This window comes from Oceanobacillus sp. E9 (assembly GCF_001741975.1).
GTDB classification, from domain to species: domain Bacteria; phylum Bacillota; class Bacilli; order Bacillales; family Amphibacillaceae; genus Oceanobacillus; species Oceanobacillus kimchii.
The window spans coordinates 769,358-794,294 of record NZ_LSNA01000007.1; the positions used below are offsets into that span (position 1 = coordinate 769,358).

A 24,937-nucleotide genomic window follows, 5' to 3' on the forward strand; every position below is an offset into this window, starting at 1 on the left:
ATGAGAAATTATTTATTAGATGTCTGGAATATAATTGATCCAATATATTACACATGTTCACGATTACATAGCGTATCTGAAAATGATCAGAAGAATAGTAATAATACGTTGTTTCGAGTTCGGTTGACTAATTATCTAGGAAATGACGTAGTTCTGCAAGACGGCACTATTATTCATAAACATGATCTATTGTTGAAAATACATCTTCATAATGTAAAGATACTAAATGAATTGCGTAAAACCGATAATCAGTTTAAAAAAGCTTTATATATTTACCATGAAATAAAACGTGGGCTACCTATGTTGGCAAATTATATAAGTCTTCATGAAAAAAGTAATGAAATTAAGGGGATCATAGGAATTACCTCATTGTCCCAGGGTGCGAATAAGTTAGGATTTGAAGTATTTGACATTAAGAATACTTACTATCGTACGTATAAAAAATACGCAATCTCTCCAATGAATTTTATCGCAAATACAAGTATCAAAGCTCCCGTTTATTTATTGATGTCTAAAAACAAATTAATTAATACTTACCATTTTTCTAGGATTTGAAGAATTATGATAACAACTTCTAAAGCAAATATGGAATAAGCAAACTGAGTTTAATACTGATTTTTGGGCAGGTTAGCTAGCCTTGTCCAAATAATATGTATTAATTTATATTTTATTGGAAATTAAAGAGGTCATATGGAGTTGAGCCAATGAAAAGTAATAATGGAAAGGCATTATTTCTACCTTTTATGCAAATTCCTACAGGTCATCATCATGTAGCGGAGGCTTTAATGGATGAACTTAATAAGAGTAATCATTCTATTCAATCAGAAAAAGTAGATATCCTCGCATATAGCTATGGAAAGTTAGAAAGAATAGTTTCAAGTACCTATCTATTGTGGATTAGGTTTATTCCACATACATATAATTGGATGTATGATCAAGTGGCTAATAGTGAACTAACAAGTAATAGAAAAATCTTGTTTGAGTTTTTGTTTCTATCTTTTTTTAAACGACTAATAAAAGAAACCAAACCTGAAATACTTTTTTGTACGCATGCGCTACCTTCTTATCTTGCAGGTCGCTTAAAAAGTACGCATAACCTTAGTGCTATTATCGTAAATGTCTATACGGATTATTTTGTTAATAATATATGGGGAATAGATGGTATAGATTATCATATTGTTCCTTCTGTAGAGGTAAAGTTTCATTTAATACGTAAAGGAGTGAAGGAACAAAATATATTTGTAACCGGTATACCAGTACATGGAGCATTTTATCCAAAACCTATTGCGTTTCAAACCAATAAGATAAACATATTGGTAACTGGTGGAAGTCTCGGAATAGGAGATATAGATGAATTACTGCCACATAAATCTTCACTTAAAAATCTTCATTATTATGTATTATGCGGAAAAAATAAACGTTTGTATGAAACATTAAAGAATAGGAGAAATATAAGGATTACCCCTATCCCTTATATTAATAATAAACAGGAAATGAATAGGATTTACGATAAAGTAGATGCTGTACTAACAAAGCCCGGCGGTGTTACTGTAAGTGAATGCTTGAAAAAGAAGAAAGTCATATTTATTAGTAATACCTTACCTGGTCAAGAGAGAATCAATTTAGATCAATTAAAATATTTAGGATTAGTTATTCCGATCAATCTACATAACCAAACAGTGGAAAATCAGATTGTAAGTTTTTTTTCTAGCAAATCAAGAAGAAGACAATATCAAGCTAATATGGAAAGATATCATAGCAGCTTAGAAAATAAATCAATGATAGAAATATTAGATTTGATCATAAAAAAATAATCTGTATTTCATTGTAGATAAATAAATATCAGTTGGTTCACTTTTGTAATTATTGACTCATAGATAGGATGAAAATAAATAATGGAAAACTATTCAAAAAATCATAAGCCAATTATCTTATTAAATATCGACTCTTTAATGTCCATGCCATTAGAAACAGCGGCTCAAACAGGACATGCACCTGCCTTACAATTTTTAATGGAAAAAGGTTCATATATCCCCAATTTGGTCAGTTCATTTCCAACAATGTCGGTAACAATTGACAGTACACTTATAACAGGAACATATGCTGATAAGCATCACATTCCAGGATTAAATTGGTTTGATGATACTAATAAGCAAATCGTTAATTATGGGACAGGCTTACGTGAGACGTTTCGGCTGGGGATGCGTAAATCTATTCATAATATGCTTTATCGTCTGAATAATGAACATTTAAGTAATACTGTTTCGACAATATATGAAGACTTAGCTAATAAGGGAATTCCTTCAGCGTCGATTAATTCATTTGTTTACCGTGGGAATAGTCCAAAACGACTTCAGGTTCCTCGATTACTATCTACATTTACGCGATTTGAAGATGGAAAATGGACAACTAATACTTCTCCGATTTTCTCATTAGGTCTTTTTTCTAAACTACGCAAGAGGGGATTTACAAAACAAATCGCAGCGGGTAATCATAAATTTACAGCTAAAGAATTACGTTATTTAATTAAAAAAAATAAATTACCAAGCTTTACATTTTGTATTTTTCAGGATTTGGATGCTCGAATGCATTTTCGAGGTCCCATGGATATCAAAGGCATTGCAAAAATAGATAGGGAAATTCAAAAAATATTGAATTTGTATCCGACCTGGGAAGAAGCAGTTAAACAAAATATTTGGATGGTAATGGGGGATAACGGACATTCTCCAACAGGTGGAAATTATCGCAAATATGTCATAGACTTACGGAAATTATTGAAAAAATTTCAAATATCTAGAATTGAACGCCCAGTCAATAATAAAGATCAACTTGTCTTATGTGTAAATCAGCGAATGGCATATATTTATGTATTGGACAAAGCGCTTCCCTTGTATAAGGTTAGTGATGTACTTAAAAATGATCCTCGAATTGATATAATTGCTTGGAAAGATAAAAATTCAGTTCATGTTTCTTCAGGCGTAAAAGACGGTGAGTTGCACTTTTCTCCATCAGGACAATATAAAGATGAATATAATCAAACATGGAAGTTAAAGGGAAATCATGAAATTCTAGATTTACTACTTACAAATGACAATGAGGTGTTCTACGGGCAATACCCAGATGCATTAGCTAGGCTTAATAGTGCTTTGAACTCTCACTCTGGTCGTTTTATTGTTGTAAATGCGAAACCTGGCTATGATTTTAAGGCACAGTTAACACCTTTTCATATAAGTGGTGCAGCTCATGGTTCTTTGCATAGACAAGAATCCCATGTTCCATTAATAATTGCAGGTACAAGCATAAAACCAAAATATTTCCGTCTAGTGGATATGAAAGAATATATTCTTCAATTAATCTTATAACATTAAATTGTAAATAAACTTCGTTTTTTTACGGAGGGTAATTTGCTTTTTTAGTAATTATTAATAGGTGATTTCGCTCTCACGACAACATTATTATTTTCCTGTATAATGGATGACAGTTGGAAAAATAGTGCAGAATAGGAAAGATGAATATTTTATTGGAGGGTGCCCATGAAAGTACAAGTTAAACAACAGACCATTGATGGGATGAAGTTTCATTTAGTTCCAAATAAAAAACATAAAACAATTTCTCTTATTGCAAAATTACGTGCTCCATTACAGCGTGATACAGTAACAAAACGCGCGTTACTTCCATATGTACTAAAACAAGGTACGGCGTCTTTCCCTACTCGAATGGATTTACAAAAAGAATTGGATGAATTATATGGTGCAACTTTAGCTATAACTGGCGGGAAAAAAGGAGAAAATCATATCCTGACGATTCGACTAGAAGTAGCAAATGAAAAATTTATTCCAGATGCATCTACAGTAATGCGTCGTGCTGCAATGTTATTTGAAGAAGTACTTTTTCAATTGAATGGGGAAGATGCATTTAAAGAAGAAATTTTTGAACGTGAAAAAAAGACATTGTTACAGAAGATACATGCTCTAAAAGACGACAAAATGAATTATGCAAATACACGATTAATGGATGAAATGTGTGAAGTTGAACCTTATTCCTTACATGTACAAGGGTATGAAGATGATCTGATTTCCTTGCAAAATGAAGATTTATTTGCATATGCAAAGTCTATTATCAAAGAAGACACGATGGATGTTTATGTGACAGGTGATTTTCAAATAAAAGAAATGATGGAATTAATGGAAGAGCTATTGTCTGGAAAAACAAATCAATCGAATAAGCCAGTGGCTCCAAGTAAATCAGAATCATCGTCTAGCTCTTCTCCAAAAGAAATTGTTGAAGAAGATACTGTACAACAAGCAAAGTTGCATATTGGTTACCGAACAAATATTTTGTTTGAGGACCCAAAATACGCAGCTTTACAAGTGTTTAATGGTTTATTTGGAGCATTTCCAAGTTCTAAGTTATTTATTAATGTACGTGAAAAGAATAGCTTAGCGTACTATGCATCTTCACGATTAGAAAGCCATAAAGGTCTTATGGTCGTAATGAGTGGTATTGCTCCTGAAGATTATGTAAAAGCTCGAGACATAATCCGAGAACAAGTAGAGGAAATGAAAAAAGGTTCCTTTACCGATGAAGAATTTGAAGAAACAAAACAATTAATTATTAATCAACTTTTAGAGACAATGGATCATCCGCAAGGTTTAGTAGAGCTTTTGTATCAACAGGAAGTTGGCGGGAAAATCCTTCCACCAGAACAATTAATTAAAGATATTAAATCCGTAACGAAACAACAAGTGATAGAAGTTGCTAAGGAAATTGAAGAAGATACAGTTTATTTGTTAACGAGTAAGGGTGGTGAAAAAAATGAATAAAGAAGTATTTCAAGAATTAGGTGAGACCCTTTATACAAAACAATTACCTAATGGATTAAACGTATATTTATTACCAAAGTCAGAGATGTCGAAAACATATGGAATTTTCTCTACAAACTATGGTTCCGTTGATCAAACGTTTATACCACTCGGTGAAAATAAAAAAATAACAGTTCCTGAAGGAGTTGCTCACTTTTTAGAGCATAAGTTATTCGAAAAAGAGGATAGAGATGTTTTCGCTGATTTTAGTAAACAAGGCGCTTCACCAAATGCGTTTACTTCATTTACACAAACAGCATATTTATTTTCTGCGACAAGTCAAATTGAAAAAAATGTGCTCACGTTAATTAATTTTGTTCAGGACCCATATTTTTCTGAAGCGTCCGTTGAGAAAGAAAAAGGAATTATCGCACAAGAAATTAAAATGTACGATGATCAACCGGATTGGCAATCCTTCATGGGGACGATTAAAGCAATGTTTCACGAGCATCCAGTGAACATAGATATTGCTGGGACCGTAGAGTCTATATCTTCTATAACTAAAGATGATTTATATACTTGTTATCAAACGTTTTATCATCCTGAAAACATGAGTTTATTTGTTGCTGGTAATTTTAATCCTCAGTCAATGATGGATTTAATTACAGATAACCAATCCAAGAAAGATTTCCAAAAGTTGGAGAAGATTCAACGATTTTTACCAAATGAATCTGATCAGGTAGCAGAAAAAAATAAAAAAATTACAATGCCTGTGTCCATACCTAAGTGTACAGTGGGGATTAAAGAACCAATAAATAATTTAAAAGGAAACGATTTTCTCCGAAGAGATATGTTAGTTGGAATGTTTTTAAGCCACTTTTTCTCAACAGGAGGACCATTTTACCAAGAATTATATGAAGATGGATTAATTGATGATTCCTTCTATTTTGAGACAAATTTAGATGCAACATTTGGTTATTCTTTGATAGGAACAAATACAGATCAACCAAACCGATTTAGTGATCGGGTAAAAGATTTATTGCTATCAACAAAAGATATCAGATTAGATGAAGAAACATTTACAAGAATGAAGAAGAAGAAAATAGGACAGTTATTACGTTCGATGAACTCACTGGAGTTTACCGCAAATAAATTTACTTCTTATTTACATTTAGGTGTGAATTTGTTTGAAATCGTTCCATTTATACAACAATTAACTGTGGATGATGCAAATCAATTTTTACATGAGTGGATTGTTGAAGAACGATTAGCTACATGTACAATTTCTGCAGAATAAGGTGAAAATATGAGGGGAAATGTACTTGTTATTGGTGCGAGTGGAGAAATCGGTATTGCTATTGCTCTTAAACTCGCTCGAGAAGGATATTCATTGTTATTACATTACCATCAAAATGTTGAACCGATATTACAATTACAACTTGAATTAAATGAAGATGCTATCTTAGGATTTTATCAAGCTGATTTAAGTACCAATGATGGAATACATCATTTAATTAATCAATTGGACCTTGAGATTGATGGTATTGTGTTTGCTGGTGGTAATGCACATTTTAATATGTTTCAAGAAAGTTTAGAGACAGAAATGGATGAAATGTTACATTTGCATGTTAAAGCTCCTTGGATGATTACTAAACACTTATTACCTAATATGATACGAAAAAATAAAGGTCATATTGTATTTATCACTTCTATTTGGGGTGACCGTGGTGCAAGCAATGAGGTGATGTATTCTTCTGTAAAAGGTGCTCAAAACAGTTTTGTAAGAGCCTTAGCGAAAGAGGTGTCTTTAAGTGGTATCTCGGTTAATGGAGTAAGCCCTGGTTTTATTCAGACAAAAATGAATGCACATTTATCAGCAGAAGAAGTTCACTCCATTATCGAAGAAATCCCTCTTAATCGTGCTGGCTTACCTGAGGAAGTAGCAAATGCGGTTCACTTTTTGATAAGTGATCAATCGAGTTATATTCGTGGTGAAATTATTGAAGTTAATGGAGCATGGTAAAAATATACTTTTTCATGAATATTTTCGATCGAATCCTCAAATAATAAGTTTGACTCTATGAATATGAGGAGGAAATCGAAATGTCTATTTTAGATAATTTTGACTCATGGAAAGGTTTTTTAGCTGATCGACTCGAGCAAGCTCAGGCTAATGGAGCAGATCAGAAAACAATTTCTGGGTTAGCAGCTGAAGTGGGAGACTATCTTGCACAAAGTGTAAATGCTCAAAATCCGGAAGAAGAAGTTCTAAAGGAATTGTGGAATGCAGCTTCTGAAGAAGAACAACAAGCTCTTGCTAATACAATGATCAAACTTGTTCAGAAAAAATAATTATGATGAATAATTAGAGGAAAAGTTGTATAGTTGTAACTGTACAACTTTTTCTTTTTTATCGATTCGACAGTTTTTTTAGAAAATCATTTAAAGTTATTTTGAAAAATAGTAAAAAATGTTATATTCTAATAGAAAATTTTACATAAATTCGTTATGATAATACATAGTACTGAATATAACCTATTATATAAAGGGGTACATTATGGAAAGAGTAGAGTGGTATTTAGAATATGAGAACCTAAAAAACCGACCAGGCTTACTTGGAGAAATAGCTTCTTTGCTTGGAATGCTTTCCATTAATATAATTACAATCAATGGTGTAGAAAATTCACGAAGAGGAATGCTATTGTTGTCGAAATATGATGAAAATATTATGAGATTAAAGTCTATACTAAGTACTATGGATGCAATAAAAGTGCATAAAATTAGAAAACCTAAGCTCCGTGATAAGATGGCAGTTCGTCACGGTAAGTACATTCATACGGATAGTGATGATCGAAAAACCATTCGATTTGTAAGAGACGAGTTAGGTTTACTTGTTGATTTTATGGCTGAATTATATAAAGTTGAAGGTCATAAACTAATTGGAATTCGTGGTATGCCACGGGTGGGAAAGACAGAATCAATTGTTGCAGCTAGTGTTAGTGCCAATAAACGATGGTTATTTGTTTCAAGTACGATGATAAAACAAACTGTTCGTAAAAGTTTAATCGAAGGTGAATATAATCCAGATAATATTTATATTATAGATGGGGTAGTCTCAAAAAGAAAGGCGAACGAACAACATTGGCAATTAATTCGTGAAATAATGCAACTTCCTACTATTAAAGTAGTTGAGCATCCTGACATATTTGTTCAATCTACGGAATATAGTTTGGATGATTTTGATTATATCATCGAATTACGCACGGATGAAAATGAAGAGATTACATATGAAACAGTAGAAAAGCAAGATTTTCATCAGCAGGACGGGTTTTCTATGTTTTAATATTTTTTGATTATGGAAGGTGTTTTATATGGATGTTGGTGCGAAATTAAAAGAGGCACGTTTATCTAGTGGGGTTTCACTAGATAGTTTACAGGAAACGACAAAAATTCAAAAAAGATATTTAGTGGCAATTGAAGAGGGTAATCTTCATATTTTACCTGGTAAGTTTTATGCAAGAGCTTTTATAAAAGAGTATGCAACTGCTGTAGGATTGGATCCAAATGAACTTCTCGAAGAACATAGAGAAGAATTGCCTAGTACGGAAGAGGAAAATGTTCAATATACACGTATTCAACGAACAAGAAGAGAAAATAATAGTAATGATAAAGGTTCACGCATTTCTTCAAGTATTCCTTCAATTATTGTCGTTCTATTAGTAATTGGTATTATTATTGTTGCTTGGTTATTTATCCGTGCTAATTCTTCTGATGCTACAGATCCATCTGAAGAACCTCAGGAAAACAATGTTATTATTGAAGATGGAACCAATGATTCTAATACTGATACAGGTGAAGGAACATCTAATGAGGGTGAAGAAGAGAATAATGAAGAAAATGGTGATGCTGCTGAAGATAATAACGAATCTGAAGACAGTCCATCTGAAGAACTATCTGTTGAAGTAATCGAGGAAGGAACCGGAAGTTCACCAAATTCAGTTATTGGTGTAAGCAATTACGGTGATGAAGTTACTGTTTCTGTAGATGTAACTGGCGATGGCGAGGAATCGTGGTTAGAGGTTACAAGTGGAAGTGGTGAATCTTTATTTAGTAGTGTCTTCAACGCTGAAGCAGCTCCTCAAGAATGGGACGCTTCTGATTTTGATTCTATTTCATTAAATGTTGGATATGCGCCAGCCGTAACCATCTCTATTAACGGAACAGAAATAGAATATCCAGTAGACATGTCTACCGTACACCAAAAATTAGAAATTCAGTTTAATTAATCGTAGAAAGAGGCTGGGACATAGCTAAAAGATTTGGTCAAAAGACGAATGTTATTTTGAGAAATTTTAAGAAATATACGCAGACTCTTGTGAGGACCGCGGGATTGCTTAAGCAAACGGAGAATCACCGATTGTACTAGCGAAGCATATTTCTGAAGAAGCTTTTCAAAATACTTTATTTCGATTTATCTTTTGATTAATTCTTTTGTCCCAGCCTCTGTATTTAGTAATTAAAAGATGGAGGTAGACAGAATGAATTTACCAAATAAGTTAACGTTTTCCAGAATATTAATGATTCCAATTTTTATATTATTATTATCTATTCCTTTTCCTTGGGGGGCTTGGGATATTGGAAGTACTGAATTACCAGTTACCCATTTTCTAGCAGCACTGATTTTTATTATTGCAGCTGCTACGGATTGGGTTGATGGTTACTACGCTAGAAAACATCAATTAGTTACGAACTTAGGAAAATTTATGGATCCACTTGCAGATAAGTTATTAGTATCTGCAGCACTGATACTATTAGTGGAAATGGAAATTGCTCCGGCATGGATAGTCATCATTATAATAAGTAGAGAATTAGCTGTAACTGGTTTAAGACTAGTGGCTGCTGGTGAAGGAATCGTCCTTGCAGCAGGAAGTATGGGTAAATTAAAAACTGCAACACAAATGATTGCGATCGCAGTATTATTACTACATAATTTCCCATTTTCTTATATTGATTTTCCTTTTGGAATAATCATGCTTTATCTTGCATTAATTTTCACTATTATCTCGGGAGTTGACTATTTTGTTAAAAACTGGCATGTGATGAGGGATTCAAAATAATGAAAAATTATCAAGCTGAAATAGTCGCGGTTGGAACAGAACTGTTATTAGGTCAAATAGCGAATACAAATGCACAATGGTTATCCGAAAAATTAGCTTCTTATGGTATTAATATATACAATCACACAGTAGTAGGAGATAATCTAGGACGAGTTGAGCAGGCTTTCGAGCTTGCTCAATCGCGTTCTGATATTGTCATTGTTACAGGTGGGCTTGGACCGACTGCGGATGACCTTACTCGTGAAGGATTCCAACAGATGACAGGATTAGCATTAGTTGAAGATCAAAAAAGCATGGAAAAAATAGAGACATTCTTTCAAAAACGCGGACAAACGATGACACCAAATAACCGAAAACAGGCTCGTGTATTTGAAGGGTCTACAGTATTAACAAATAACGCAGGAATGGCACCTGGAATGTACGTTCATTATCAATCTTGCCATTGGTTCTTTTTACCGGGAGTGCCTCGTGAGATGAAACATATTTCGCAAGAGGAACTATTTCCATTTTTAGAGACATTAACTGGTAAACAACGAATTATACAATCCGTTGCCCTAAAATTTAGTGGTATCGGTGAATCAGCATTAGAGCATGCATTATCAGACTTAATTGAAAAGCAAACTAATCCAACCATTGCTCCACTTGCACAAGATCAAGCCGTTGTCATTCGTCTAACTGCAAGTGGAGAAACAAAACAAGAAGCAGTAGAAATGTTAGAACAAACAAAAACACTAATTTTAGCAAGAATTGGAGAGTTTTGTTTTGGTGAGGATGATGAGTCAATAGAAGAGGTAGTTGTTCAACAACTAAAACATTTAGGTTATTCAATTAGTGCAGCAGAAAGTATTACCGGCGGAATGTTTTCTCAAAAAATTGTATCTGTGTCTGGAGCTTCGAATGTGTTTGCAGGTAGTTATATAACTTACCAGACCCGTATCAAAAAAGAAGTGTTAGAAATTCCTAGTGAAACTATAGATTCTCATGGTGTGGTTAGCCATGCATGTTCAGATATAATGGCATCAAATGTTTCTCGAAAAATGCAAACAAATTTAGGGATTTCATTTACTGGAATAGCAGGACCGAATGAACAAGAAGGGAAACCAGTCGGTACAGTCTATATCTCACTAGTAGATGATGATGAAGTGGTTGTTTCTAAAAAATTTAACTTTACTGGAAATAGAAATCATATACGGGATAGAGCTTGTTTAAAAGGATTTGAAATTATATATCAATATTTAAAAAATAAAAGTATTAAGAGTTAATAGTAGAAATCTATATTTACTAAACTATTTTTATAGCTTTTTTCTATATTTGATTATAAATAGATTATTAAAAAATAAGAACATCCATTCGTTTTTTTCTTGTTAAATACATAAAAACATTGTATGATAGATACAGATATGTGAAGGAGGTAGTTTCTTTGAGTGATAGAAAACAAGCGTTAGATATGGCTTTAAGACAAATAGAGAAGCAATTTGGTAAAGGTTCCATTATGAAAATGGGGGAAAATGAAATTCCAAAAATCGCTACTATCCCGAGTGGATCATTAGCATTAGATGTTGCCTTAGGTATCGGTGGTTATCCTCGTGGTCGTGTAGTCGAAATATATGGTCCGGAGTCCTCAGGTAAAACAACCGTTGCACTTCACGCTATTGCTGAAGCACAAAAACAAGGTGGACAAGCGGCATTTATAGATGCAGAGCATGCTCTTGATCCAGTATATGCGAAAGCTTTGGGTGTAAATATTGATGAATTACTATTATCTCAACCAGATACAGGAGAACAAGCTCTAGAAATTGCAGAGGCACTTGTTCGAAGTGGAGCTGTAGATATTATCGTAGTTGACTCTGTAGCTGCGCTTGTACCAAAAGCTGAAATTGAAGGTGAAATGGGAGATTCTCATGTCGGTTTACAAGCACGTTTAATGTCACAAGCTTTACGTAAATTATCTGGAGCGATAAATAAGTCAAAAACAACGGCAATATTTATTAACCAAATCCGGGAAAAAGTCGGTGTTATGTTCGGAAATCCAGAAACAACACCTGGTGGTAGAGCATTAAAATTCTATTCTTCAGTACGTTTAGAAGTAAGAAGAGCAGAAACATTGAAGCTTGGTAATGATGCGGTAGGAAATAAAGCACGAATTAAAGTTGTGAAAAATAAAGTTGCCCCACCGTTTAAACAAGCTGAAGTGGATATTATGTACGGAAAAGGGATTTCTAAAGAGGGAGAAGTGTTAGATATTGGTTCTGATCTAGATATCGTTGTGAAAAGCGGTGCTTGGTATTCCTATAATAATGATCGTCTAGGACAAGGCCGTGAAAATGCAAAACAATATCTAAAAGAAAATGAAGAAGTATTAACTGAAATCCATCAGTCTATTCGTCAGCATTATGAGCTAGATAAAGTGGATGAAGATAAGACGGAAGAAGAACCTTCTCAAGAGAGTCTTGATTTAAAATAAACATAGTCCGGCTTGTATAAAACTCTAAGATCATAAACAAATGGTCTTAGGGTTTTTTTATAAAATTTGTGTGCTGTGGATAACGGGCGTTTGCGTCTTTGTTCTATATTTGTGATTTCTTTGATTTCAATATTCAGAAGAGCTTGGCAACATGGATATTATTTCCGGCGATTCCTTGACATTCAACCAATTGAGAATTAATATTAGAAGTGTATAATTTTATAATATCCATTATGAAATTAATATTTGATGCATTTAGAAAATGTTACATGCCGACACATATGAAATGTACAATTTTATAGGCAATAGGAGGTGAAATCATGGACATCGTTATCGTCGTCATCTCCATTTTGCTTGCTCTGATCGTCGGTATTGTTGTTGGTTATCTGGTACGCAGATCTATTGCAGAAGCAAAGATCTCTAGTGCGGAGAGACTTGCAAAGCAAATTGTCGAAGAAGCACACAGAAATGCAGATGCCGCCAAGAAAGAAGCGCTTCTTGAAGCAAAAGATGAAAATCATAAATTCCGTCAACAAGCGGAGGATGAAATAAGAGAGCGCCGTATGGAAGCTCAGAAGCAAGAAAATCGTCTGATGCAAAAAGAAGAGAATCTGGACCGAAAAGGTGAAACCTTAGACAAACGTGAGTCGAGTTTAGAGAGTAAAGAACAATCTCTAACCGAACAACAACAACAAATTGAAGAAATGAAAAGCAAAGTGGAAGCTATGAAAGACGAGCAGCAAACTGAGCTTGAGCGCATTTCAGGATATACTTCTGAACAGGCGAAACAGATTATTTTAGAGCGTATCGAAAAAGAGGTACAGCACGAATCAGCAGTAATGATTAAAGAGTCTGAAACACGTGCAAAAGAGGAAGCTGATAAAAAAGCCAAAAACATTTTATCTCTTGCCTTACAGCGATGTGCTGCAGACCATGTTGCTGAGACAACGGTTTCTGTTGTTAATTTGCCGAATGATGAAATGAAAGGTCGTATCATTGGTCGTGAAGGTAGAAACATACGAACTCTAGAAACCTTAACTGGAATTGATTTAATTATAGATGATACTCCAGAAGCAGTTATACTCTCCGGTTTCGATCCAATTCGACGTGAAATTGCTCGTATGGCATTAGAGAAGCTCGTGCAAGATGGTAGAATACACCCAGCACGTATCGAAGAAATGGTTGAGAAATCTAGACGCGAAGTGGACGAATATATTCGAGAAGTAGGTGAGGAAACTACTTTTGAAGTAGGAGTTCACGGCTTGCATCCGGATTTAGTGAAAATCTTAGGTCGTCTAAAATATCGTACAAGCTATGGTCAGAACGGACTGAAGCACTCAGCGGAAGTTGCTTACTTGTCAGGATTGTTAGCGGCTGAGCTAGGAGAAGATGTGACATTAGCTAGAAGAGCTGGTCTACTACATGATATAGGTAAAGCTATCGACCATGAAGTAGAAGGAAGTCATGTTGAAATCGGTAAAGAGCTAGCAATGAAGTATAATGAACACGAAGTCGTGATTAATTCAATTGCTTCCCACCATGGAGATGAAGAAGCGACATCAATTATTGCAGTATTGGTTGCTGCTGCAGACGCATTATCTGCAGCGAGACCTGGTGCTAGAAGTGAAACGCTGGAAAATTACATTAAACGACTAGAAAAACTCGAAGAAATCTCAGAATCCTTTGATGGCGTTGAAAAATCATTTGCTATTCAAGCGGGTAGAGAAATTCGTATCATGGTTAGACCTGATGAAATTGACGATATTGAATCTGTGCGCATCGCACGTGATATTCGTAAGCGAATTGAAGGCGAACTTGACTATCCTGGACATATAAAAGTTACTGTAATAAGGGAAACAAGAGCAGTTGAATACGCGAAATAAAAGCAGCGGCTGGAATATATTCTGCCACTGTAAGAAGAATTCCGGTTATCCATTAGATAACCGGAATTTTTTAATCATATCTGATTAGTACAAAATGGTTATTATTTCATATACTACATAAGTTTAATGGAGTAAGCATAGCTTTACTTGTATTTGATTATTCTTGTACATCTAATTACCGAATTGTTTTTGACAATCGCTATTAGGTGTGAAAAACTAAATATATATATTGTAGATAGGATGATTGTTAGAATGAAAATTTTATTTATAGGTGATGTTGTTGGATCACCTGGTAGAGATATGGTATTTGAGTATCTACCTAAACTAAAGGATAAATATAAACCCCACATGACAATTATAAATGGGGAGAATGCTGCCGCTGGTAAGGGAATTACAGAAAAAATTTATAAACAATTTCTTGAAGCTGGTGCTCAAGTTATAACAATGGGAAATCATACGTGGGATAAGAAAGAAATCTTTGAGTTTATTGATGATGCTCATAATATGATTCGTCCAGCAAATTTTCCAGATAGTAATCCTGGTAAAGGAATTGTCTACTCAAATTTTAACGGTAAAGAGATTGCGATAATTAATTTACAAGGAAGAGCCTTTCTACCGCCTGTAGATGATCCTTTTAAAAAAGCAGACGAACTTATTGAAGAAGCAAAGAAGAGAACAGATGTTATATTCGTTGATTTTCATGGAGAAGCAACGAGTGAAAAACAAGCAATGGGTTGGTATCTAAATGGCAGGGTATCGGCGGTTGTTGGGACACATACCCATACACAAACTGCTGATGAACGAATATTGCCAGGCGGTACCGCATATATATCTGATGTGGGGATGACAGGCCCGTATGATGGTATTTTAGGTGTAGAAAGAGAGACGATATTGAAAAGATTCTTAACATCTCTTCCGGTACGTTTTGAAATTGATAAAACGGGAAGAACACAGTTAAATGGAGTAATTATTACCATCGATGATACAACGGGCCAAGCGAAAAACATCGAGCGGATTATGATTAACGAGGACCATCCATTCTTCTCGTAATAATGATTTGTTGCTCCTAAAGGGAATATGCTAACATCTCCAAGAATATAGTAGCAGTATAATTACAATAGTGCATGAGGAGGTACTAGTAATGGAAGTTTTAAAAGTTTCAGCTAAATCGAACCCAAATTCAGTAGCAGGAGCCTTGGCAAATGTACTAAGAGAACGTGGTACAGCAGAGATACAAGCTATAGGTGCCGGGGCACTAAATCAATCTGTTAAAGCAGTAGCAATTGCACGTGGTTTTGTTGCTCCGAGTGGTGTCGATTTAATTTGTATTCCCGCATTTACGGACATCTTAATTGACAACGAAGAACGGACAGCGATTAAATTAATCGTTGAACCTCGATAACAGCGGAAAAACCTTCCTTTTAAGGAAGGTTTTTGTTTGTGTATAGGCTTTCAATATTGTACTATTTGGAAAGAAGCTTTATACTATAGTATTGTACATATGTAACAATGATTCGAATGAAGAAAGGGGATACCTGATGAACGAACAGCAACGCAAACAGCAGTCCCAGATTCGTACAGAGCAAGCAAATGTAGAAAGAATTAAAAATACGTCCAGTGAAGATATGATTGCTAAGTATTTCCAACAAGAGTACGAGCCGCAGTCACCTGATATAAAAAAAGCTAGAAAACGTAAAAGAGAAGATGTTCAATTTCATTATGACTTTTCGATTCCAGAAGATATGGAGAAGATAGGACGCGGGAAGAAATTTTTAATTCGAACTTACGGTTGTCAGATGAACGAACATGATACAGAAGTAATGGCTGGAATTCTATCGGAAATGGGATATGAATCGACAACCGTTACAGAAGAGGCTGATATAATCCTGTTAAATACTTGTGCAATCCGTGAAAATGCAGAAAATAAAGTATTTGGTGAGATTGGTCATTTAAAACCATTAAAATTAGAAAATCCAGATCTCATTATTGGGGTTTGTGGTTGTATGTCACAGGAAGAGTCTGTAGTAGATCGAATTCTAAAGAAACACCAACATATCGATTTAATTTTTGGAACACATAACATTCATCGTCTACCACACCTTGTTAAAGAAGCATTATTTGGAAAAGAAATGATTGTAGAGGTATGGTCTAAAGAAGGTGATATTATTGAGAATTTACCGAAAGCTCGCAAAGGCAAAATTAAGGCTTGGGTAAACATTATGTATGGATGTGATAAATTCTGTACTTACTGTATAGTTCCAATGACGCGCGGAAAAGAAAGAAGTCGCCGACCGCAAGACATTATTCAAGAGGTCCGTCATTTAGTAGCTCAAGGTTATCAAGAAGTGACACTTCTCGGCCAAAATGTAAATGCCTACGGGAAAGATTTTGAAGATATCGAATATGGCCTTGGAGACTTAATGAATGATATTCATAAAATTGATATTCCTCGTGTTCGATTTACGACATCACATCCAAGAGACTTTGATGACCGATTAATTGAAGTATTAGCTCAAGGTGGTAACTTATTAGATCATATCCACTTGCCTGTTCAGTCAGGAAGTAGTGAAATCTTGAAGAAGATGAATCGTAAATATACAAGAGAAGATTATTTAGAATTGGTTCGGAAAATACGTATTGCAATGCCAAATGCAACGTTAACAACGGATATTATTGTAGGATTCCCGAATGAAACAGAAGAACAATTTGAAGAAACGATTACCTTAGTGGAAGAGGTTGGCTTTGAAGCAGCATATACGTTTATTTACTCACCACGTGAAGGTACACCTGCTGCTCGTAAAAAAGATGATGTACCTGAAGAAGTGAAAAAGCAACGTTTATACCGTTTAAATGAACTAGTAAACAAACAATCTGCAGCATCTATGAAAAACTATGCTGGTAAAAAAGTGAAAGTTCTAGTTGAAGGTGAAAGTAAGAAAGATCCAGACGTGTTAGCTGGTTATACAGAAAAAAATAAACTCGTTAATTTCAAAGGTCCCAAATCATCTATTGGAAAGATTGTAGAAGTAGAAATTACAGAAACCAAAACATGGTCTTTAAATGGCGTGATGGTTGAAAATACAGTTGAGGTGAACTAGTATGACAGAATATACTCGCAAAGAAGTATTGGATGAAGCAAAGAAGTTAGCTAATATGTTAGCAAGTACAGAAGAAATTGACCGTTTTAAACAAGTGGAAGCAAAGCTTAATGAAAATAAAAAAGTTCAATCGCTCATCCAAAAAATTAAAACATTACAAAAACAAGCAGTAAATTTTCAAGCATATGAGAAGAGAGAGGCTTTAAAACGTGTAGAAGAAGAAATCGATCGTTTACAAGCTGAAATTGATGATATACCGATTGTTCAAGAATTTAAAGAAACACAAATTGTTGTTAATGACGTATTACAGTTAGTGTCTAAAACAATCGCTCGTGAAGTAACAAATGAAGTGATTGAATCAACAGGTGGAGACGTACTAGCGGGAGAGACAGGTTCTAAAACAAAAAACAAGTCAGGATGCTCACATTAAGCAACGTCTGTACTCTAAAATAATGATGACACTATATTGATCGAGGAAACCGTTATAGTGGATTTATTCCAACGGAAGAGCTTGGGAGAAAACTAAATCAAAAGAAATGTAATAATAAGAACATTAAATTGGAATTGTACATAGGCTCTCTGTAAGAGAATGCCTAAAAGTGCTAAAGGAAAACTTAACAAAGCGTAAATGCATGACGTACATTTTCATAGTTCTTTTACACTGATTTTTCTTTTGAATAATTTCTTTTACCCAAGCTTTTTATGTGTGTGTGTATAACTAATATACAGCGATTATGTTCATAATAATTTTCATTGGATAAGATAATCTAATCATTAAAACTCCTTCTTTTTTTCATTATCACGAAATGCTATGCACTTTAGGTATTTGTCTTGCATAAAATGACTATGAAAAAAGAGGAGGTAAAAGTAATCATGACTTTTCTTGATAAAGAATATAGAGAAATCATAACAAAAGCAGTCTGTGGTAAAGGTAGAAAGTTTACCAAAGAAAACCATACGATCTCCCCATCACATCGACCAACTAGTATATTAGGATGCTGGGTCATTAATCATTTATATCATGCTACGAAAAAATCCGAGGATACTGTAGTTGTCACTGGAAGCTATGATATTAATGTATGGTATTCGTATAACGACAATACGAAAACCGAAGTAGTTACAGAGAGAGTAGAATATAAGGATACAATTCCACTTTCGGTGAAGGATGATAATTGTATTAATGATGAGTATGATGTGATTGCAAAAGTATTGCAACAACCAAATTGCCTTGAATGCAAAATCAGTGGAAAAGGAAGTAATATTTCTGTTGAGATTGAACGTGAATTTGTTGTTCAAGTTATTGGGGATACAAGGGTTTTTGTAAAGGTTAATCCGAAATTAGATCATGATGATGACGATGAAGAAAGTGTTTGGGATCATAAGATGACGGATGATGAAGCAGAAAAAGTAAAACCAGACTTTTTTAATCATATTCATAAGGATTAATCAGAAGACGAGGGTATAATTACTCTCGTTTTCTTTTTTCGACAGAATTGGACAAGTATAGGGTCAAATTATGCTATAATGGATGGAAAAAGATACGGTAAGTTGGAGGATTTAACATGGCAAAGCTCACGCCGATGATGGAACAATACATACAAATAAAGAATGAATACAAAGATGCATTCCTTTTTTATCGACTAGGTGATTTCTACGAATTATTTTATGAAGATGCTACACGTGCAGCACAAGAGTTAGAGATAACCTTAACAAAAAGAGCGGGTGGCAAAGGGGACCCTATTCCAATGTGTGGAGTACCTTATCATTCTGCTGAGAATTATATAAAAACATTAATCGATAGAGGATATAAGGTAGCGATTTGTGAACAGGTAGAAGACCCTAAAACAGCTAAAGGTGTTGTTAAAAGAGAAGTTGTCCAAATGATAACACCTGGAACTGTTATGGAAAGCACAATGTTAACCGACGGAGAAAATAACTATATTGGGAGTTTATCTCATTTTCAAGATGGTTCTTATGTTATCGTGTATAACGATTTATCTACTGGTGAGAATCGTCTAGCTTTAATTAATGATGGATGGGATGCTGTCATCCATGAATTTTATAATCAACCAATCAAGGAAATTGTTATCTCAAGCAACCTCCCAGAAGAAATGCAACTTCAATTAAAAGAACGTTTGAATGTGACACTGTCTTATCAAGATGAAGTTACCTTTAATGCAGAGTTTCGTGAATTAAGTGAGAACTTAAATGATGAGCGATTAATGAAAGCATTCAGTAGGCTATTAAACTATATTCAAACGACACAAAAAAGATCATTACATCATTTGCAAAAAGCAGAAGTTATTGAATTAAAACAGTATATGAGTCTGGATATGTACTCCAAAAGAAATCTAGAATTAACAGAGACAATCATGAAAAAATCAAAACACGGTAGTCTTTTGTGGGTACTTGATAAAACTGTAACAGCAATGGGAGCAAGAACATTAAAAAAATGGTTAGAACGACCATTGTTAAGTAAGCAAAAGATAAATGAGCGATTAGAAGTGGTGCAAGGTTTTTATGATGGTTTTATGGAAAGAGAGAGTCTTCGTGATTTATTAAAATCAGTATATGATTTAGAACGACTTTCTGGACGTATTGCATTTGGTAATGTAAATGCCAGAGACTTAATTCAATTAAAACAATCTTTATCTCGGATTCCAGCTTTACAAGAAACTTTAAAACAATTCGATCAACCTGAAATTACAAGATTAGCAGAGTTGCTTATTTATCCAGAGCAGATGGTTGAATCTCTTGAAATGAGTATTGTAGATGAGCCACCCATTTCCATAAAAGAAGGGTCATTAATCAAGGAAGGTTACCATGACCAATTAGATACCTACAGAGATGCTTCTAGAAATGGGAAGAAGTGGATTGCCCAACTAGAACATCGAGAACGTGAAGAGACAGGTATACGTTCCTTAAAGGTCGGTTATAATCGTGTATTTGGATATTATATCGAAATAACAAAACCGAACCTTCATTTATTACCTGAAGGACGTTATGAGCGAAAACAAACTTTAACGAATGCTGAACGCTTTGTAAACGAAGAACTAAAAGAAAAAGAAAAACTTATTTTAGAAGCAGAAGAAAAAAGTGTGGAGCTTGAATATGATTTATTTATTCAAATAAGAGATCAAATTAAAGAAGAAATTCCACTGATCCAACAATTAGCTCATATAATTAGCCAAATTGATGTTTTACAAAGTTTTGCTTCTGTTAGTGAATCGAATAATTACGTTCGACCAGAATTTAATGACGAACAGTTACAAGTGACTAAAGGGAGACACCCAGTAGTTGAACAAGTAATGAAAGATGGAACCTTTGTACCGAATGATGTTGTCTTTGATAAGCTTCAAAATATGCTATTGATTACAGGACCGAATATGTCTGGTAAGAGTACGTATATGCGCCAGGTCGCGTTAACTGCAATTATGGGACAAATTGGTTGCTTTATTCCAGCAGAACAAGCTACGCTATGTATATTCGACCAAATATTTACTAGAATCGGAGCTGCGGATGATTTAGTATCTGGTCAAAGTACCTTTATGGTAGAGATGTTAGAAGCTAGACATGCAATTTCCAATGCTACCGATCGAAGTTTAATATTATTAGATGAAATCGGAAGAGGAACTAGCACGTATGATGGTATGGCATTAGCTCAAGCGATTGTAGAATATATTCATAATAACATTGCCGCAAAAACGTTATTCTCTACACATTATCATGAGTTAACAGCATTAGAAGATTCTCTTCACCATTTAAAAAATATTCATGTTCGTGCACAAGAGCATGAAGGGAATGTCGTATTCCTTCATCAAATTAAAGAAGGTGCAGCTGATCAAAGTTATGGTATCCATGTTGCTAAATTAGCGGAGTTGCCTAGTGAACTTATTGAACGGGCTTCGGTAATTTTAGAAGAATTAGAAGATGATTCAAATAAGAAGCTTACACCGATAAAGGATAAATTAGAGTCTGGGCAGCTATCTTTCTTTGTAGAAGAATCGAATAAGAAAAAAGCCGAAATGCCGAAACAGGATAAACTTCACAACAACCAAGAACAGTCTGTAATTGAGGAGTTAAAGAATGTAAATGTATTAGATTTAACGCCATTAGAAGCAATGAATGAATTATATCGCCTACAAAAAGGATTAAAGCAATAATAGAGAGGGGGATATCATGCCAATAATTCAAATGCCAGATGCACTCGCAAATAAAATTGCAGCTGGTGAAGTAGTAGAAAGACCAGCATCGGTTGTCAAAGAGCTCTTAGAAAACAGTATTGATGCAGGTGCAACGTGGATAAGAGTGGAAATAAAAGAGGCAGGACTGGAAGAAATTCGTATCACAGATAATGGTGCTGGAATGGAAGAAGATGATGTGGAACGGGCTTTCCTGCGTCATGCAACTAGTAAAATTAAAAACGAATCAGATTTGTTTCATGTTAAAACACTTGGTTTTCGCGGAGAAGCATTAGCAAGTATTGCATCTGTTAGTAAACTATCTGTGCAAACTTCCCAAGGAGATCAAGCAGGTACTCTCTTGCAGTTAGAGGGAGGAAGTCTCAAGCATCGAGGAAAAAGCGATGCAAGGCAGGGGACAGATATCACTGTCAGTGAATTATTCTATAATACACCTGCACGATTAAAGTATATGAAGAGCCTTCATACAGAATTAGGTCATATTTCGGATGTATTAAATAGAATGGCTTTAGCACATCCTGAGGTTCGGATAGAAGCCCTGCATAATGACAAAGGACTTATTAGAACATCTGGAAATGGTGATATTCTCCAAGTCATTTCTCAAGTGTATGGCATGAGTGTAGCAAAACAAATGTTACCGGTCGAACTTAAAACGCTAGATTATAGCGTACATGGTTATATCGCTAAACCTGAAGTGACAAGGGCTTCTCGAAATTACATGTCGACAATTATTAATGGACGATTTATACGAAATATCGGATTAAATAAAGCGATTTTACAAGGCTACCATACGTTATTGCCTATTGGACGTTCGCCGATTGTTGTACTCAATGTTGAGATGGATCCGATACTTGTGGATGTGAATGTACATCCTGCGAAATTAGAAGTTCGATTTAGTAAGGATAAAGAGCTTTTTACTTCAGTTGAAAATATGATTCGTGATCGATTTAGAGAGATTACATTAATTCCTAAAGTAGAGAAACAACCCACTCAGAGACAAAAATCGGAGCAATCTTCTTTTCGATTTGATACAAATAACCGTAAAGGATTACCCATGCATTCTGAATCTTTTTCATCACAAGATTCCCGTTCTATCATACGTGATCAAACAGAAAAATTTGATCAGCCTCAAACTGAAGATGGAGCGATTAATCATGAAATCGAGCGAAATTCAAATCTGACTGATAACTATAAACCAGAGGTAACTGAAGAAGTATCGGTGGATATTTCGACATCTCCATTTGAAGAAGTTGATAATCCAATACAAGAAGAGCAAACTAAAACATTTGATAAACGTGTCCCGATGATGTATCCAATTGGACAATTACAAGGTACTTATATTTTGGCTCAGAATGAGAATGGTTTATATATGGTCGATCAGCACGCAGCTCAAGAACGTGTGAAATATGAATTTTTTCGTGATAAATTAGGAAAACCAATGAACGAATCACAGGAATTATTGATTCCAATGACGTTTGATTTCTCCAAGCAAGAATCATTGTTTATTGAAAATCATAAAGAAGATCTCGAACAAGTTGGACTATTTTTTGAGGCTTTTGGTAATCAAACTTATGTAATTCGCTCTCACCCCACTTGGTTTCCAAAAGGATTTGAGGAAGAAGTTATCCGTGAGATGGTTGATCAGGTGATGCATGAATCAAAAATAAGTGTAGAGGGTATTCGAGAAGAAGCAGCTATTCTGATGTCTTGTAAACGATCGATAAAAGCGAATCATTATTTAACATCAGATGAGATGTACCAACTTCTTGAAGATTTAAGAAATACAACTGACCCTTTTACTTGTCCACATGGAAGACCGATCATCGTTCATTTTTCGACGTATGAATTAGAGAAGATGTTTAAACGTGTAATGTAGCAGTATAAACTTACTCCTTTATGTCAAACCTAGAAATATTAGTACGTAGGTTAACATTTGGAGTGAGAGACATGGACAATCAACGATTAATAAATTTTTTAAATCAATTACTTTCAAATTACTTTGTGTTATATGTAAAATTACATCGTTATCATTGGTTCGTCAAAGGCGTTCATTTTTTCACATTGCACGATAAATTTGAAGAGATGTATGAACAAATTGCTGTTCAACTTGATGAAATTGCAGAACGTATTTTAATGATTGGTGGAAAACCCTTAGCAACAATGGCAAAATATATCAAAGAGTCTACAATAGAAGAAGCGGCTGCAGATGATGAAGAAGCGGAGATTATTCAACAATTAGTAAAGAATATAACTCAATTAATCAGTGAAATCCAAAAAGAAGGATATTCTCTTACAGAAGAGTTTCATGATCATCCTACAGAAGATTTATTGACAAGTCTACATGCCGATTTAGATAAAAAGAAATGGATGTTAGAATCCTATCAAAAATGATGGGTTCATTTAGGGGAATGTATATGAAAGAAACAGTTATATCGATTGTCGGACCTACTGCGGTAGGGAAGTCATTACTAGGTATTGAAATGGCCAAGCGATTTAATGGAGAAGTCATTAGTGGGGACTCTACACAAGTATATACTGGCATGGATATTGGCACTGCAAAAGTTACAAAAGAAGAAATGGATGGAATCATACATCATATGATAGATATTATTTCTCCAGATGAATCTTTTTCAGTTGCTGATTTTCAATTACATGCGAAGAAATGCATTGATGACGTATTACGAAGAGATAAACTACCTATATTGGTTGGTGGTAGTGGATTATATATTCAGGCTGTGTTATATAATTATAATTTTTCAGAGCAACGTCGTGATGAATCCTTTACAAAACGAATGGAAGAAATGATTAAACTAGAAGGGCCTGACCAATTATATAAAAAATTAAAAGAAGTCGATCCTGTACAAGCTGCAAAAGTACATCCAAATAATCATCGTAGACTAATTCGTGCACTAGAGGTTTATGAAACTACTGGAATGACAATGACAGAGTACCAACAACAGCAACAACTTGAATCACCTTATAATCCAATCATAATTGGCTTAGATATGGATAGAGATGTATTATATGATCGAATAAACCAACGGGTTAATCATATGATTGATACTGGTTTAATAGAGGAAGTAAAGAATCTAATAGACAGAGGATATGAAGACTGTCAATCTATGCATGCGATTGGTTATAAAGAGATTATCCAGCATATTTCTGGTAATCAACCGATTGAATACGCAATCGATGATTTAAAGCAAAATTCTAGAAAATATGCAAAACGACAACTTACTTGGTTTCGAAATAAAATGAATGTCCAATGGTATAAGATGGAACCGACGTTAATCGAGGAAAAAATTGAATTTATTTTAAAAGATTTAGCAGGAATTTTAGAAGAAAAATCGAATTAATTATTATAGATAGAA

The 24,937-nt window shown here is 34.5% G+C and carries 22 protein-coding genes; all 22 read left to right on the forward strand.

Going from position 1 to position 24,937, the window contains the following annotated elements:
• The 22 genes from AQ616_RS13410 to miaA all read left to right on the forward strand — a co-directional run bounded on the left by AQ616_RS13410 (window position 1) and on the right by miaA (window position 24,922).
• Window positions 1-555 carry a YkoP family protein gene (locus AQ616_RS13410; protein ID WP_017796728.1) on the forward strand — a complete coding sequence of 185 codons (555 nt, stop codon included), beginning with the start codon at window positions 1-3 and terminating at the stop codon, window positions 553-555.
• Between the two features lie 149 nt (window positions 556-704).
• Window positions 705-1,814: an MGDG synthase family glycosyltransferase gene (locus AQ616_RS13415; protein WP_069685976.1), complete on the forward strand. Its 1,110-nt coding sequence runs from the start codon at window positions 705-707 to the stop codon at window positions 1,812-1,814.
• A gap of 81 nt (window positions 1,815-1,895) precedes the next feature.
• On the forward strand, window positions 1,896-3,362 hold the full coding sequence (locus tag AQ616_RS13420; RefSeq protein WP_069685977.1) for an alkaline phosphatase family protein: 1,467 nt from the start codon (window positions 1,896-1,898) through the stop codon (window positions 3,360-3,362).
• Between the two features lie 171 nt (window positions 3,363-3,533).
• Window positions 3,534-4,823 carry an EF-P 5-aminopentanol modification-associated protein YfmF gene (yfmF, locus tag AQ616_RS13425; RefSeq protein ID WP_017796731.1) on the forward strand — a complete coding sequence of 430 codons (1,290 nt, stop codon included), beginning with the start codon at window positions 3,534-3,536 and terminating at the stop codon, window positions 4,821-4,823.
• Window positions 4,816-6,099 (forward strand): EF-P 5-aminopentanol modification-associated protein YfmH, encoded by a 1,284-nt coding sequence (gene yfmH, locus AQ616_RS13430; RefSeq protein ID WP_069685978.1) that lies wholly within the window; start codon window positions 4,816-4,818, stop codon window positions 6,097-6,099. The genes yfmF and yfmH overlap by 8 nt, the downstream gene beginning before the upstream one ends.
• 9 nt (window positions 6,100-6,108) lie before the next feature.
• Window positions 6,109-6,825 carry an elongation factor P 5-aminopentanone reductase gene (gene ymfI / locus AQ616_RS13435; RefSeq protein WP_017796733.1) on the forward strand — a complete coding sequence of 239 codons (717 nt, stop codon included), beginning with the start codon at window positions 6,109-6,111 and terminating at the stop codon, window positions 6,823-6,825.
• A gap of 80 nt (window positions 6,826-6,905) precedes the next feature.
• Window positions 6,906-7,154, forward strand: coding sequence for a DUF3243 domain-containing protein (locus AQ616_RS13440; RefSeq protein ID WP_017796734.1), 249 nt, complete (start codon window positions 6,906-6,908; stop codon window positions 7,152-7,154).
• Between the two features lie 205 nt (window positions 7,155-7,359).
• Window positions 7,360-8,145, forward strand: a complete 786-nt coding sequence (locus AQ616_RS13445; RefSeq protein WP_069685979.1) for a DUF3388 domain-containing protein — start codon at window positions 7,360-7,362, stop codon at window positions 8,143-8,145.
• A gap of 28 nt (window positions 8,146-8,173) precedes the next feature.
• Window positions 8,174-9,088 (forward strand): helix-turn-helix domain-containing protein, encoded by a 915-nt coding sequence (locus AQ616_RS13450; RefSeq protein ID WP_069685980.1) that lies wholly within the window; start codon window positions 8,174-8,176, stop codon window positions 9,086-9,088.
• Window positions 9,089-9,340: 252 nt separating this feature from the next.
• Window positions 9,341-9,919, forward strand: a complete 579-nt coding sequence (gene pgsA / locus AQ616_RS13455) for a CDP-diacylglycerol--glycerol-3-phosphate 3-phosphatidyltransferase (protein WP_017796737.1) — start codon at window positions 9,341-9,343, stop codon at window positions 9,917-9,919.
• The gene (locus tag AQ616_RS13460) at window positions 9,919-11,181 is read left to right on the forward strand and encodes a competence/damage-inducible protein A (RefSeq protein WP_069685981.1); all 1,263 of its coding nucleotides are present in this window, start codon (window positions 9,919-9,921) and stop codon (window positions 11,179-11,181) included. The genes pgsA and AQ616_RS13460 overlap by 1 nt, the downstream gene beginning before the upstream one ends.
• Window positions 11,182-11,339: 158 nt before the next feature.
• A complete protein-coding gene (gene recA / locus AQ616_RS13465; RefSeq protein WP_017796739.1) occupies window positions 11,340-12,383 on the forward strand; it encodes a recombinase RecA in 1,044 nt (347 codons plus the stop codon).
• A 320-nt stretch (window positions 12,384-12,703) separates the two neighbouring features.
• Window positions 12,704-14,266, forward strand: coding sequence for a ribonuclease Y (gene rny, locus AQ616_RS13470; protein ID WP_017796740.1), 1,563 nt, complete (start codon window positions 12,704-12,706; stop codon window positions 14,264-14,266).
• A 252-nt stretch (window positions 14,267-14,518) separates the two neighbouring features.
• Entirely contained in the window at window positions 14,519-15,316 is a 798-nt protein-coding gene (locus AQ616_RS13475) for a TIGR00282 family metallophosphoesterase (protein ID WP_069685982.1), read from the forward strand.
• Window positions 15,317-15,407: 91 nt separating this feature from the next.
• Entirely contained in the window at window positions 15,408-15,668 is a 261-nt protein-coding gene (locus AQ616_RS13480; RefSeq protein WP_011066027.1) for a stage V sporulation protein S, read from the forward strand.
• Between the two features lie 136 nt (window positions 15,669-15,804).
• Window positions 15,805-17,364: a tRNA (N6-isopentenyl adenosine(37)-C2)-methylthiotransferase MiaB gene (miaB, locus tag AQ616_RS13485; RefSeq protein ID WP_017796742.1), complete on the forward strand. Its 1,560-nt coding sequence runs from the start codon at window positions 15,805-15,807 to the stop codon at window positions 17,362-17,364.
• A gap of 1 nt (window position 17,365) precedes the next feature.
• Window positions 17,366-17,794: a YlbF/YmcA family competence regulator gene (locus AQ616_RS13490; RefSeq protein WP_017796743.1), complete on the forward strand. Its 429-nt coding sequence runs from the start codon at window positions 17,366-17,368 to the stop codon at window positions 17,792-17,794.
• 443 nt (window positions 17,795-18,237) lie between these two features.
• On the forward strand, window positions 18,238-18,810 hold the full coding sequence (locus tag AQ616_RS13495; RefSeq protein WP_017796744.1) for an outer spore coat protein CotE: 573 nt from the start codon (window positions 18,238-18,240) through the stop codon (window positions 18,808-18,810).
• Window positions 18,811-18,926: 116 nt separating this feature from the next.
• Entirely contained in the window at window positions 18,927-21,527 is a 2,601-nt protein-coding gene (gene mutS, locus AQ616_RS13500) for a DNA mismatch repair protein MutS (protein ID WP_069685983.1), read from the forward strand.
• Window positions 21,528-21,543: 16 nt separating this feature from the next.
• On the forward strand, window positions 21,544-23,442 hold the full coding sequence (gene mutL, locus AQ616_RS13505; protein ID WP_069685984.1) for a DNA mismatch repair endonuclease MutL: 1,899 nt from the start codon (window positions 21,544-21,546) through the stop codon (window positions 23,440-23,442).
• A 71-nt stretch (window positions 23,443-23,513) separates the two neighbouring features.
• Window positions 23,514-23,957 carry a Dps family protein gene (locus tag AQ616_RS13510; protein WP_017796747.1) on the forward strand — a complete coding sequence of 148 codons (444 nt, stop codon included), beginning with the start codon at window positions 23,514-23,516 and terminating at the stop codon, window positions 23,955-23,957.
• A 23-nt stretch (window positions 23,958-23,980) separates the two neighbouring features.
• Complete coding sequence (miaA, locus tag AQ616_RS13515) at window positions 23,981-24,922, forward strand: tRNA (adenosine(37)-N6)-dimethylallyltransferase MiaA (RefSeq protein ID WP_069685985.1); 942 nt, start codon at window positions 23,981-23,983, stop codon at window positions 24,920-24,922.
• The last annotated feature ends 15 nt before the right edge of the window (window positions 24,923-24,937 follow it).